The sequence below is a fragment of the Psychrobacter sp. CAL346-MNA-CIBAN-0220 genome (assembly GCF_040309805.1).
Lineage (GTDB): Bacteria > Pseudomonadota > Gammaproteobacteria > Pseudomonadales > Moraxellaceae > Psychrobacter.
On record NZ_JBEOPF010000003.1, the window covers coordinates 191,801 to 206,134 of the forward strand.

At 44.2% G+C, this 14,334-nt stretch carries 10 protein-coding genes; all 10 read left to right on the forward strand.

All coding sequences use genetic code 11. The features are described 5' to 3' along the window. The first annotated feature begins 370 nt into the window (after positions 1–370). The 10 genes from AAEY88_RS08460 (at position 371) to AAEY88_RS08505 (ending at position 14,313) form a co-directional block, all read left to right on the forward strand. The gene (locus tag AAEY88_RS08460; RefSeq protein WP_350561377.1) at positions 371–1,351 is read left to right on the forward strand and encodes a glutamate/aspartate ABC transporter substrate-binding protein; all 981 of its coding nucleotides are present in this window, start codon (positions 371–373) and stop codon (positions 1,349–1,351) included. Positions 1,352–1,451: 100 nt separating this feature from the next. After that, positions 1,452–2,198, forward strand: coding sequence for an amino acid ABC transporter permease (locus tag AAEY88_RS08465; protein ID WP_350561379.1), 747 nt, complete (start codon positions 1,452–1,454; stop codon positions 2,196–2,198). Further along, positions 2,195–2,866 (forward strand): ABC transporter permease subunit, encoded by a 672-nt coding sequence (locus AAEY88_RS08470; protein WP_350561381.1) that lies wholly within the window; start codon positions 2,195–2,197, stop codon positions 2,864–2,866. The genes AAEY88_RS08465 and AAEY88_RS08470 overlap by 4 nt, the downstream gene beginning before the upstream one ends. Before the next feature lie 193 nt (positions 2,867–3,059). Beyond that, entirely contained in the window at positions 3,060–3,791 is a 732-nt protein-coding gene (locus AAEY88_RS08475) for an amino acid ABC transporter ATP-binding protein (protein WP_350561584.1), read from the forward strand. A 197-nt stretch (positions 3,792–3,988) separates the two neighbouring features. Further along, on the forward strand, positions 3,989–5,197 hold the full coding sequence (locus AAEY88_RS08480; RefSeq protein ID WP_350561383.1) for an FAD-dependent oxidoreductase: 1,209 nt from the start codon (positions 3,989–3,991) through the stop codon (positions 5,195–5,197). Between the two features lie 387 nt (positions 5,198–5,584). Further along, a complete protein-coding gene (locus tag AAEY88_RS08485; protein ID WP_350561385.1) occupies positions 5,585–7,342 on the forward strand; it encodes an AMP-binding protein in 1,758 nt (585 codons plus the stop codon). Positions 7,343–7,655: 313 nt separating this feature from the next. Further along, entirely contained in the window at positions 7,656–9,413 is a 1,758-nt protein-coding gene (locus AAEY88_RS08490; RefSeq protein WP_350561387.1) for an AMP-binding protein, read from the forward strand. Positions 9,414–9,495: 82 nt separating this feature from the next. Next, positions 9,496–11,106: a carboxyl transferase domain-containing protein gene (locus AAEY88_RS08495; protein ID WP_350561389.1), complete on the forward strand. Its 1,611-nt coding sequence runs from the start codon at positions 9,496–9,498 to the stop codon at positions 11,104–11,106. 91 nt (positions 11,107–11,197) lie between these two features. After that, positions 11,198–12,058, forward strand: coding sequence for an enoyl-CoA hydratase/isomerase family protein (locus AAEY88_RS08500; protein ID WP_350561391.1), 861 nt, complete (start codon positions 11,198–11,200; stop codon positions 12,056–12,058). 101 nt (positions 12,059–12,159) lie between these two features. After that, on the forward strand, positions 12,160–14,313 hold the full coding sequence (locus AAEY88_RS08505) for an acetyl/propionyl/methylcrotonyl-CoA carboxylase subunit alpha (RefSeq protein ID WP_350561393.1): 2,154 nt from the start codon (positions 12,160–12,162) through the stop codon (positions 14,311–14,313). Positions 14,314–14,334: the final 21 nt, after the last annotated feature.

Here is a 14,334-nt window from a genome sequence, read left to right on the forward strand (position 1 = left end):
TTATCTTTATGGGGATTGCTGATAATTTATCAATAATAGTGCAGACAGTATTGTTCTAGAAATCATTTGGCTTTCCTGACAAATAAACTATTTTATTTTGCACTAAAGAGTTGAGAATTAAGTTCATTTGAGACAAAAGTTATTTATATCACCCCTATGATTGAAGATATAAATTATGTTGATAAAAATCAAATCTAGACCTTTAGTAAAAAAACATTACTAACGTTGGTAAAATTGTTGTACAGTAACATTAAGTTGCACTATGATAACTCATAGTAACAGCACGGATGCATGGCGATGACGTAAATAACGCCAGTGACACCTAAGCTCTCTTCCAATTTTGTAATGATGTGATAAAAGGATATATCTCATGGCTTATTTACTCTCCAAACCGTTAACATTCGCTGCCTTTATGGCATTAGGTTTAGTCGGCTGTAATAACAGCAGCCAAACAGCCACTGATGATATGCCAGCAGATGGGGCAACCACTGAGGCAGCAGCGAATCCTAATGGTACCCTACAAAAGATTAAAGACTCAGGCACTATCGTGGTCGGTTATCGCGATTCATCAATTCCATTTTCTTATATTGCAGATGATCCCAATCAGCCGATGGGCTATGCGCACGATCTTGAAATGAAAGTAGTCGAAGCGGTCAAGCAAAAACTGAATATGCCCGATCTTAACGTTCGTTATAATCTTATCACCTCACAAACTCGTATCCCATTAGTACAAAACGGTACCGTAGATTTTGAGTGTGGCTCAACCACCAACAACGAAGAGCGCCAAAAACAAGTCGCTTTCTCCAATGGCTTCTTTGAGATTGGCACACGGCTATTGACTAAGAAAGACTCTGGAATCAACGACTTTGAAGATCTAAAAGGTAAAACCTTAGTCACCACCGCAGGTACCACCTCAGAGCGTTATATTCGTCAATATAATGATGAGAAGAAGATGAACACCAGTATCATCTCAGCTAAAGACCATGGGGAAGGTTTCTTGATGCTAGAGAATGGCCGTGCAGATGCTTTCATGATGGATGATGTATTGCTTGCAGGCGAAAAAGCCAAAGCTAAAAACCCTGATGAATGGGTTATTGTCGGTACGCCGCAATCGTTTGAAATCTATGGCTGTATGATGCGTAAAGACGATCCAGAGTTTAAGATGGTTGTCGACGAAGCCCTAGCGAACACTTTCAGCTCAGGTGAAATCAATAGCATTTATGACAAATGGTTCTTAAACCCAATTCCACCGAAGAACGTCAATCTAAACTTTGAGATGTCAGATAACTTAAAAGCCCTGATTGCCAATCCACACGATAGCGCTGAGCCTAAAGCGGCTACTGCGCAATAACAAGCTTTTGTCCCTCAACATAGCTTACTTATGCGGGCAGGCCAATATCTTAAGCCGACCTACCGCGTAAGTCTATTAATCGCTGCTCGGAGAGACAAAGATGAACTATAGCTGGAATTGGGGCGTGCTCTTCGAGCAGACTGGCATCGGCAATGAACTTTACATCCACTGGATGCTTACTGGTCTTGGCTGGCTGCTATTAATTGGCAGTATTGCGTGGGCAATTGCCATGGTCATTGGCACTGTCTTTGGTATTATGCGCACCTTACCAAATAAGACTGCCCGCCGTATCGGTACCGCCTATGTGACGTTTTTTCGTAATATTCCTTTATTAGTACAGCTGTTTTTTTGGTTTTATGTTGCCCCCGGTTGGTTAACACCCGCCTTACAAGAGTGGTGGTATAAAGATTTATCTCCGAATACTTCAGCCATGCTCTCAGCAAGTATCGGTCTAGGATTATTCACCGCTGCGCGTATTGTTGAGCAAGTGCGTACGGGTATACAGTCGCTACCTGAAGGACAAATCAATGCCGCTTACGCACTAGGTTTTAGTATCCCCCAAGCTTATAAAGAAGTATTACTACCGCAAGCTTTCCGCGTTATCCTGCCGCCATTGAGCTCTGAGCTGACCAACTGCTTTAAAAATGCTTCGGTGGCCTCTTTGGTTGGGGTTATGGAGCTTATCAGTCAAACCAAAACTATTAGTGAATATACTCAAAACAATATTGAGATTTATACCTATGCGACCGTCATTTATCTGGTGTTCAACCTGTCACTGATTGCTATTATGGGATTGATTGAACGTAAACTGCGCGTACCTGGGCTTATCGCAGGAGGTCAGAAATGAGTATGATGACCGAACTTGCCACAGCCTACCCAGGCTTGTTGGGCGGTATGCTGACCACCTTAAAAGTGCTGTTTTTAGCCATTATTGGTGGTATCAGTTTAGGGACTATATTGGCTTTAATGCGCTTATCGGGTATTAAAGCCTTAGAGATTCCTGCCAAGCTATATGTCAATTATTTTCGATCCGTACCGTTGCTGCTGGTACTGCTATGGTTTTACTTTGCCGTCCCAATGATTTACTTTTGGGTAGCAGGTAAATACCTGCAACTAGATGCTGCCTTTGCTTCGTGTGTGGTGGCGTTTATGATGTTTGAGGCGGCCTACTTCTCTGAAGTGGTACGTGCTGGTATCCAATCTATTGGTAGTGGGCAGGTTAATGCTGCTAGAGCGCTAGGCATGACCTATGGGCAAACCATGCGTTTGGTTATTCTGCCGCAGGCCTTTCGCAAGATGCTACCGCTGATTTTGCAGCAATGTATTATTTTATTCCAAGATACCACCTTAGTATTTGCTATCGGTCTAACAGACTTTTTTCGCGCCGCCTACGTGCGCGGTGAGCTGATGGGTTTATTAACGCCCTATATTTTAGGTGCCGGTGCAGTATATTTTATCATCAGTGTCAGTGCGTCTATTGGCGTGCAACAAGTACAAAAACGTCTGAGGTTCTAGTGACTATTTTTGTTTAAAGCTTTTGATTAAGGGTCTTAATCAAAAGCTTTGATAAGAATTTTAATGATATATTTTTAAGCTCAATACGATTATTTATAAATGCGAAAGGTAGGAGACAGCAATGAGTAAGGCTGATACGCAGATGAACGACTTTGGTGGGCTGGTCACGGATAATGGCCATGCTAGTAGCGAGATGGTCATCGAGATGAGCGCTGTCAATAAATGGTATGGCGATTTTCAAGTGCTGACTGACTGTAGTGCGAATGTGCATAAAGGTGATGTGGTCGTGGTCTGTGGCCCATCAGGTAGTGGTAAATCCACCTTGATTAAAACGGTTAATGGGTTAGAGCCTTTTCAAAAAGGTGAGATCATGGTTAATAGTATCTCTGTTGGCGCCCCAAAGACAAATCTGCCTAAGTTACGCAGTACCGTCGGCATGGTGTTTCAGCATTTTGAGCTGTTTCCGCACTTAACCATTATTGATAATCTGACAGTAGCTCAAATTAAGGTATTAGGACGCAGCGAAAGCGAAGCCAAAAAAAAGGCAATGGCTTATTTGGATCGGGTAGGACTGACCGTGCAAGCGGCGAAATATCCAGCCGAGCTATCTGGTGGTCAGCAGCAGCGGGTAGCGATTGCTCGTGCTCTAGCGATGGATCCGGTAGCCATGCTGTTCGATGAGCCGACCTCAGCATTAGATCCTGAGATGATTCAAGAAGTGCTTGATGTGATGGTAGAATTGACACGCGACGGCATGACGATGATGTGTGTCACTCATGAAATGGGCTTTGCCAGTCAAGTGGCCAATCGTATCATTTTTATGGATGAAGGCTATATCGTTGAAAACTGTAGTAAGACTGAATTCTTTGATGGAGCGCGTAGTGAGCGTGCGAAGATGTTCTTGTCAAAAATTATTAATAACTAATTTGTTCGTTCTCTCTTTTTTTCTCTAAAGCGTCTATAAAAAAGGCGCTTTTTTGTGGAAGTAAACTAATAAATTTAAAGCATCTTGTCAACGTGCTTTGTTCACGTGAGTGCCTGTCTTTTTACTGCTACAATAGCGGTAATCATTTTTGATAAAAAATATAAAACTCACGATATAAAACTTGTTTTGGAGCCAATATGAGTGTAGAGAATTCTTCCATGGCGCATGGTGTTGTTATTATTGGGGCGGGCCTAGCTGGCTGGCATGTCATCGATGCGCTTCGCAGTAAAGATAAAGACATGCCGATTACTTTAATTACTGCTGATAATGGTGACCGCTATCATAAGCCGATGCTGACGATGGCGATTAGCCAAAACAAACGCGCTTCAGACTTAGTCCGTGCAACAGGATCTGATGCGGCGTTGGCAGCGCAGGTGACGTTACTTGCCAATACTAACGTGAGCGATATTGACCCAGCCAGCCAGCAATTACATCTTGAGTCGTCTGATTCGGCTAATGACAAACCAACGCCTATCAGTTATGACAAGCTCGTATTGGCAATGGGCGCGCATCCAATATTTCCCAAAAGCTTACCACAAGATTTGGTTTGGCATGTCAACCATATAGAGCGCTTTGGCCAGCTACAAGAGCAATTGGCCACGGGCAGTCAGCGTGTGGCTATTATTGGCGCTGGCATGGTCGGTACTGAAATTGCAGAAGATTTGCTCAAAGCCGGTCATACAGTCACTTTAATTGATTTGAATAACGCGCCATTATCGCAAATGCTACCCCCGCAAGCGACCGCGCGTATTACAAAGGCGATTGAGTCACAAGGTATTAAATTTTTGGGTGGTTGTCAGGTGTCAGGTGTCACTCGTGATAGTGATGGCACTTTGCACGTCAGTTATGGGTCATTAGATTCAGGGTCAAAAGACATCAGTACTCAACAACCTAAATTACTTATCGTTGATCATGTTATTGCCAGTACGGGACTCATCGTTGATGATAAATTACCTGCCGCTGCCGGCGTCGAGTTCGATAGTCGAACCGGCATTGTCGTTGATGCGCCAACTTTGCGTACTGATGCGGCAAATATATATGCCATTGGTGATTGCATGTCAATCGACGGCGTAGCCTGCCGTTATGTGGCACCATTACGGGCACAAGCAGCAACGATTGCTGACGATATTTTGGGATTAGAACATACTGGCTACGAGCATAAGCCGCCCATGATTCGCCTAAAAAACAAAGCCATTTCTGTCATGGCAACCGGTGTGCCGCGCGCTGAGGGCAATTGGCAGGTAAAAACTGACAGTACTGATGAGCTTATAATGGAATTGCTCGATGACAATAGCGCCGTAAAGGCGACCGTAACGATTAAAGCGCCAGTCACACCTAACGCTTAGTAACTGTTAGCAACTATTAGTAATCCGCTATAGCATAGCCACTTATCATTTTAAATTATCAATAATGAGTCGCCAATGCTTATCGGATTGCTAGATACGGCTGATACTGATTATTAATGAAGCCGGCTACATGCTATAAACGCATATGGCCGGCTTTTTATTTTTTACATCGTATTTTTGATTTATTATTCCAAGTATTCTTCTGACTACTCAATTCAATAATAAAATAAGAAGTTAGCAGAACATTATCTAAGTAATACATCTTGTATCGATAAAATTGACAGGCTTTCATTGAATTCAGTATAGTAGATAGGGTGATAGAAAACATATTTAAGGAAGAATATGTCAGTATAAAAACCATAACAAAGCAAAATGAAAGGACTCGTTATGACTCAATCCTCCTATTTCGATACTATTCTTAATACTGTTCCCCGTGTCAATATGGGCGCGCGCTCTGCTAATGCACCTTTAATTCAAAGCTATGATAAAGGCCCTGATGTGCCACTTATTGAAGTGACTATTGGTGACTTTTTTGATGCTATTGTAGATAAATATCCTGAGCGTGAAGCGCTAGTTGTCCGTCATCAGAACATCCGCTGGACTTATCAAGAACTGCAGCAGCAGGTTAATCAGTTAGCCAGCGCCATTATTGAGATGGGACTTGAGATTGGCGATCGTATCGGTATTTGGTCGCACAATAATGCCGAATGGTTACTAATGCAGTTGGCAACGGCAAAGGTTGGGGTCATATTAGTCAATATTAACCCTGCTTATCGCACCTTCGAGCTACAGTACGCGTTAAATAAGTTAGGCTGTTCGGTATTGGTATTAATGCGCCATTTTAAAAATAGTGACTATGCACAGATGATCGGTGAGCTATGTCCTGAGATTTATCATAAAAGCTATCAGCAACTTGATCTGATTGAAATACCTACCATTGAGCGCATTATTTGGATTGATGAACCCGATAGTGATGAAGACTTCAATTTCATGCAAAAGTTTTCGGCATGGATGGCTGAGGGTGATGCCAATGATCCCCGCATAGCTGAGCGCCAAGCACAGTTGAAGAATACTGATGCTATTAGTGTTCAGTTCACCAGCGGTACCACAGGCACTCCCAAGGGCGCCACCCTAACCCATCGTAATATTTTAAATAACGGTTACTTTTTGGGTGAAGGGATGACGCTAACCGAAGAGGATAGACTGTGTATTCCCTTACCGTTATATCATTGCTTTGGGATGGTAGGGGGCAATTTGGCCGCCTTAACTCATGGTAGCTGTATGGTCTATGCAAATGATGGTTTTGATCCACTGACCGTGTTGCAAACCGTAGAAGAGGAGCGGTGTACTGGCTTGCTTGGTGTACCGACCATGTTTATTGCTGAGCTCGATCATCCGGCGTTTGATAGCTTTGATTTGTCTAGCTTGCGAACAGGAATTATGGGCGGCTCTAGTTGCCCGATTGAGGTGATGCGCCGCGTCATTGATAAGATGCATATGAGCGGAGTTACCATTGCTTATGGGATGACTGAGACCAGTCCGGCTTCTTGTCAGACTAATGAGCATACGCCGCTTGAAAAGAGAGTGTCCACGGTAGGATTGGTATTGCCGGCGCTTGAAGTCAAAATTATCGATACTGAAACCGGTAATATCGTAGCGCTAGGAAAGACCGGAGAGCTGTTGACTCGTGGCTATGCGGTGATGAAAGGCTATTGGGGCAGTCGTTTTAAAACGAGTGAGGCCATTCAAGACGGTTGGATGCATACTGGCGATCTGGCGACTATGGATGAAGATGGCTATATCAATGTTGTTGGGCGCAGTAAAGATATGATCATCCGTGGGGGAGAAAATATATATCCCGTTGAGATCGAAAACTACCTATACCGTCACCCCAAAATTCGTGATGTACAAGTGGTTGGTATACCCGATGAGCGTTATGGCGAGGTGTTGGCCGCTTGGATAATACCTAAAAAGCCGGATAGTTTAGCTGAAGAAGAGGTACGGCAGTTCTGTCGTGAGCATATTTCTCATTATAAAGTGCCAACCTATTATCGCTTCGTTACCGAATATCCGATGACTATTACTGGGAAAATTCAAAAATATAAAATCATTGAGCAAATGAAAGTAGAGTTAGGCTTAGAATAAATTGCCCGCGATATAAAGAAGCACTCAGTAATCAAATACTGATAGTATTAGGTATTGATAAAGCTGGTTTTATGCCATTATAGTGCGTAGCTGACTTTCTAGTTTGTGGCATTTAACCTATATGTAAGCTTTTGGCTATCGATAATATTTTGCCTATTTATCATTTAAATGATACATATTGTATTGGTATCATTGACAGGCTTTCATTTGAGGCGTTATAGTAGTTAGTGTTGTGTAAGACCTATTCAAGGAAGAAAGACCTACCCATAAGCTATAAATAAGCAAAATAAAAAGCAAAACGAAAGGACTCGTTATGACCCAATCCACCTATTTTGATACCATTCTTAATAATATCCCAGGCATTAACATGGGCGCACGCTCTGCCAACGCGCCACTCACCCAAAGCTATGATAAAGGTCCTGATGTGCCACTTATTGAGGCAACTATCGGTGACTTTTTTGATGCTATTGTGGATAAATACCCTGAGCGTGAAGCGTTGATATCGCGCCATCAAAATATCCGCTGGACATATCGTGAGCTACAACAGCACGCCAATCAATTAGCAAGTAGTATGATTGAGATGGGACTTGAGATTGGCGATCGCATTGGTATTTGGTCGCATAATAACGCCGAATGGTTACTGATGCAGTTGGCAACGGCAAAAGCTGGGGTTATTTTAGTTAATATTAATCCTGCTTACCGCACCTTTGAGTTACAGTATGCGCTCAATAAATTAGGCTGCTCGGTGTTGGTGTTGATGCGTCACTTTAAAAGCAGTGATTACGCACAGATGATTGGCGAATTATGCCCTGAAATTTATCATAAAAACTTTCAACAGCTGGATCTAATTGAAATACCCACTATCGAGCGCATTATTTGGATTGATGAACCTGATAGCGATGAATATTTTAATTTCATGCAAAAGTTTTCTACATGGATGAGTGAGGGTGATGCCAATGACCCACGCGTGGCTGAAAGACAGGCGCAGCTCAAAAATACCGATGCTATTAATGTGCAGTTTACCAGCGGTACTACTGGCACGCCAAAAGGGGCAACCTTAACCCATCGTAATATTCTAAATAATGGCTATTTTATCGGTGAGGCCATGAACCTAACCGAAGAAGATAGACTGTGTATTCCAGTACCGTTATATCATTGCTTTGGGATGGTGCTCGGTAACTTAGCGGTCTTAACCCATGGTGGTTGTATCCTTTATCCCAACGATGGCTTCGACGCGTTGACGGTATTACAAACGGTGGAAGAGGAGAAATGTACCGCTTTGCATGGCGTGCCGACGATGTTTATTGCTATGCTCGACCATCCTGAGTTTGATAGCTTTGATTTATCTAGCCTGCGTACGGGTATTATGGCGGGCTCTAGCTGCCCGATTGAGGTGATGCGCCGCGTCATTGATAAGATGCATATGAGCGAAGTCACCATTGCTTATGGCATGACTGAGACCAGTCCAGTTTCCTGCCAAACCAATGAGCACACTCCGCTTGATAAGCAGGTCTCGACAGTCGGATTGGTACAGCCAGCGCTTGAAGTAAAAGTTATCAATCCTGAAACGGGTGATACTGTCCCGATAGGAGAGACTGGTGAGCTCCTCACGCGTGGCTATTCAGTAATGAAAGGCTACTGGGGCAGTCGCTTTAAATCGCGCGAGGCCATTCAAGACGGTTGGATGCATACTGGCGACCTTGCCACTATAGACGAAGACGGTTATGTCAAAATTGTTGGGCGTAGCAAAGATATGGTTATTCGCGGCGGTGAAAATATTTATCCCGTTGAGATCGAAAACTATTTATACCGTCATCCAAAAATTCGTGATGTACAAATCGTGGGTATACCCGATGAACGTTATGGTGAGGTTTTGGCGGCATGGATTGTACCCAAGCAGCCAGATAGTTTGACTGAAGAAGAGGTACGGCAGTTCTGCCGTGAGCACATTGCCCATTATAAAGTGCCAACCTATTATCGTTTCGTTACTGAATATCCGATGACTATTACCGGTAAAATTCAAAAATATAAAATCGTTGAACTGATGAAAGCAGAGCTGGGCTTAAAATAGCGAAGTAGTCAAAAGCAGTTGTTAACAACAGGCTAAAAATGATAAGTGGTAAATAAAAGACCAGAATATAAAAAGGGATATCATGAGCGCCATCATAACCAGTAAATTGAGTCCAAACGCTGCTGAATTTCAGCAAAATAGTGCCGCTATGCAAGTAGTGGTAGATGATCTTCATGAGCATTTGCGAAAAATAGCACAAGGTGGCTCAGAGCGTTCGCGTGCTCGGCATCTAGCACGAGGCAAACTGTTACCACGCGAGCGTGTTGAACGTCTGCTCGATGTTGGGACGCCTTTTTTAGAAATTGCTCCGATGGCGGCCTACGATATGTACGACGAAGATATCCCAGCTGCTGGCGTGATTGCGGGTATCGGTCGTATTAACGGTACCGAATGTGTGATTATCTGTAATGACGCCACCGTAAAAGGCGGTACTTATTATCCGTTGACGGTCAAAAAGCATCTACGTGCGCAAGAGATCGCTCAAGAAAACCATTTACCTTGTGTCTACTTGGTAGATTCAGGCGGTGCGAACTTGCCCAATCAAGATGAAGTGTTTCCTGATAAAGAGCATTTCGGCCGTATCTTCTTTAATCAAGCCAATCTTAGTGCTGCTGGTATTCCACAAATTGCGGTGGTGATGGGCAGCTGCACTGCAGGCGGTGCTTATGTGCCAGCGATGAGTGATGAATCTATCATTGTTAAAGATCAAGGGACTATCTTTTTAGGTGGGCCGCCACTGGTAAAAGCAGCTACTGGTGAAGAAGTCACTGCAGAAGATTTAGGCGGCGGTGATGTGCATACGCGTCTGTCAGGCGTGGTAGATTATCTGGCGCAAAACGACACCCACGCCTTATCACTGGCGCGCAATATTGTTAGTCATCTTAACCGCCCAGCCAAGCATATTCCCAATCAAATTACCCCGTGTCCACCGCGTTATGATGCCAAAGAGCTATATGGTATTATTCCCAACGACACGCGCCAGCCCTTTGATATTAGAGAAATTATCGCGCGTATTGTCGATGATAGCGCGTTCGATGAATTCAAAGCACGCTTTGGGACTACTTTGGTCTGCGGCTTTGCGCATATCGAAGGTATGCCAGTGGGTATTATTGCTAACAATGGTATTTTATTTAGCGAGTCGGCACAAAAAGGCACGCACTTCATTGAGCTATGCTGTAAGCGTAAAATTCCCTTGGTATTTTTGCAAAATATCACCGGCTTTATGGTTGGTCGTAAGTACGAAAACGAAGGTATTGCCCGCCACGGCGCTAAGATGGTAATGGCAGTGGCCAATGCTAAAGTGCCTAAATTTACCGTTATCGTTGGTGGTTCATTCGGTGCGGGTAACTATGGGATGTGTGGTCGCGCTTATAGCCCACGCTTCTTATGGATGTGGCCAAATGCGCGCATTTCGGTAATGGGTGGTGAGCAAGCTGCTTCGGTACTCGCGACTGTTAAGCGTGATAATTATGACCGTAAAGGTGAAGCGTGGAGTAAAGAGGATGAAGAAGCCTTTAAAGCGCCTATTCGCGAGATGTATGAAGAGCAAGGTCACCCTTATTATGCCACTGCGCGTTTATGGGACGATGGGGTGATTGATCCTGCTGACACCCGTACGGTGTTAGCATTGGCTCTTAGCGCTGCTCATAATGCGCCGATTGAAGAAACTACTTACGGCGTCTTTAGAATGTAGGTATGAATGCTATAAATATATGATAGCTTTGAGATGCTCGCAATAAACAGGCCAAAAATCTGATCGCTATCAGGAAATAAAAGAGACTCGCATGGAAAGTAATACGACAAAAAATAATAACTCTGGAAATAAGGCAACCGCTCAAACGGGTACTTATACGGATAACTATCAAAGCTTATTGGTTACTATTGAACAGCACGTCGCTACTGTCACTTTAAACCGCCCTGAGAAGCGTAATGCTTTTAATGATGAGATGATAAGTGAGCTGACCGCAGCGTTTGAACAGTTAGGGGCAAATGATAAGGTGCGTGTCGTCGTCCTTGCAGCGGCAGGTAAAGCATTCTGTGCTGGGGCGGATTTGAACTGGATGCGCGCCATGGCGGATTACAGCTATGAAGAAAACTTAGCGGATGCTGACAAATTGGCGCAAATGCTCAAGACTATTTATGAGTGCCCAAAGCCAACTATCGCTGCTATCCAAGGTGATGTTTATGCGGGCGGTATGGGTTTAGTAGCCGCATGTGATGTCGCATTTGCCGTTAAGATTGCTAATTTTTGCTTAAGTGAAGTGCGGCTAGGTCTCGCTCCAGCGACTATCAGTCCTTATGTCATTCGCGCAATGGGTGCTCGAGCAGCACAACGTTACTTTTTGAGTGCAGAAGTTTTTGATGCCAAAAAAGCACGTCAGTTGGGCTTTATTCATGATCGTGTCAGTGAAGAATCGCTTGATGATGTGGTTTCGGCATTCTGTAAAAACGTGGTCAAAAACAGCCCAGAGGCAGTAAAAGCTTGCAAGACTTTACTTCATGAGGTGGCTGGGCAACCTATGACCGAAAAGCTTATTAAGAAAACGGTCAAAGGTATCGCTGATATTCGTGCTTCAGAGCAAGGTAAAGAAGGCGTCCAAGCCTTTTTACAAAAACGACGCCCTGCATGGCAGACAATAGAGTGATTATCAATAAAAACTAAATTGGCACTAAATAGACAGCATCAAATAGTCAAGTCAGGATTCCAACAATAGCTGATGCTATGATAAAAAACACAAGGATGGTTATGTTTTCTAAAATTTTGATTGCCAACCGTGGCGAGATTGCCTGCCGAGTGGCAGCGACTGCAAAGCGTCTGGGTATTAGCACCGTCGCTGTCTATTCCGACGCTGACCGCCAAGCTAAACATGTGGCTGTTTGTGACGAAGCCGTCTATTTGGGCGGTTCTGCCCCCAAAGACAGTTATCTAAAAGGTGATGCGATCATTGCAATCGCTAAAGAAACTGGCGCACAGGCCATACACCCAGGCTACGGATTTTTGAGTGAAAACGCGGACTTTGCCCAAGCGTGTCATGATGCAGGTCTAGTATTTATTGGCCCATCAGCGGCTGCTATTCGCGCAATGGGTGGCAAATCTGAGTCCAAGCGCTTGATGGAAGCGGCAGGCGTACCTTTGATACCTGGCTATCATGGCGACAATCAAGATGGTGCATTCTTACAGGCGCAAGCAGATAACATCGGCTATCCGGTACTGATTAAAGCCAGTGCTGGTGGTGGTGGTAAAGGCATGCGGGTGGTTGAAAAGAGCGCTGACTTTACGGCGTTATTAGAATCATGTCAGCGTGAAGCGATAACCAGCTTTGGTAATGATCAGGTACTCATTGAAAAGTATGCGCTAAAACCACGTCATATCGAAATCCAAGTATTCGGTGATACGCAAGGCAATTATGTGCATCTGTTTGAGCGTGACTGTTCGGTGCAGCGTCGCCATCAAAAAGTCCTTGAAGAAGCGCCTGCACCTGGCGTTGATATCAGTATGCGAGAAGAAATGGGCGCTGCTGCTATTGAGGCTGCTCGTGCCGTAGATTATGTGGGTGCAGGGACGGTAGAGTTTATCGTTGAGCAACGCGGCGAAGCCATGAATTTTTATTTTATGGAGATGAATACGCGCTTGCAAGTTGAGCATCCGGTTACCGAAGCCATTACTGGTGTCGATTTGGTCGAATGGCAGCTATTGGTTGCTGCTGGCCAACCGTTACCAAAAACCCAAGATCAGCTAGTCATCAATGGTCATGCTATCGAGGCACGCATTTGTGCTGAGAATCCTGATAATGACTTCCTTCCAGCAACTGGGACGTTATTTACGTATCAAAAGCCCGAGCACAGTACTTTTATTATTACAAACGATGGCACTGACGTGCGCGTTGATGATGGGGTAAGTGAGGGCGATGTTATCAGTCCTTTTTATGATTCAATGATTGCCAAGCTTATTGTCCATGCGCCAACGCGTGCGCAAGCATTGGCCAAGCTCGATCGGGCATTGGCGCAAACGCGTATCGTTGGTCTGCCGAATAACGTGGCATTTTTGCGCTATATTATTAATACCGACTCCTTTAGTCATGCCAATCTTGATACCGCACTGATTGAGCGTGAACGCGATGATCTCTTTGATCAGCAGCCGCTTGAATTATCTACGCTTATTACGACTGCTATTACTCAGAAGCTTGCGACTGAATCGTTAGCTCAAAATATAGATCCCTTTAGTCAGCCTACAGGGTTCCGTGCTTATAGTGACTATACGCGCCAGTTTAGCTTTGTTTATCATGATCAGCCTTACATTGCACATATTAGTGAGTGGCACAATGCAACCAGCTCAGATAATAGTAATGCCAAAGGTACTGATAAACTAAGTAGCTTTGATCTTATTATTGAGCAAGATGCGACTCAAAGTGACGATACTGATAATGCAAATAATCAGACAGCTACCAGTGTGGTTACTGAGCAGCCTGCCTCTTTATCGGGCCCTTTATATAAAGGCCATGTCAGCTATGGTAGTCAAGATGCGCACAATCATACGTTATGGCTAGACGGTACACGTATCAGCGCCCAAAGTTGGGTACATGATGAGACCGTTCACATCTTCACCGATGCCGGACGTGATCAGATTGATTTGATTGATATCATGGCACATGTTGGAGAGGATAACGCTGCTGTTGGCAGCTTAAAGTCACCAATGCCAGGGCAAGTGATTGCCTTTAAAGTAGCGGTCGGTGATACGGTCAAAAAAGGCGATCCGTTAGCGGTAATTGAAGCAATGAAAATTGAGCACACCATTACTGCACCGACTGATGGCGTAGTAGCAGAGCTCTTATTTGCTGCTGGCGACTCAGTTGCCGATGGTGATGAATTGCTGCTCATTGATAGGGATAGCGACAGTTAAAAATATTGCTGTTTATACTAA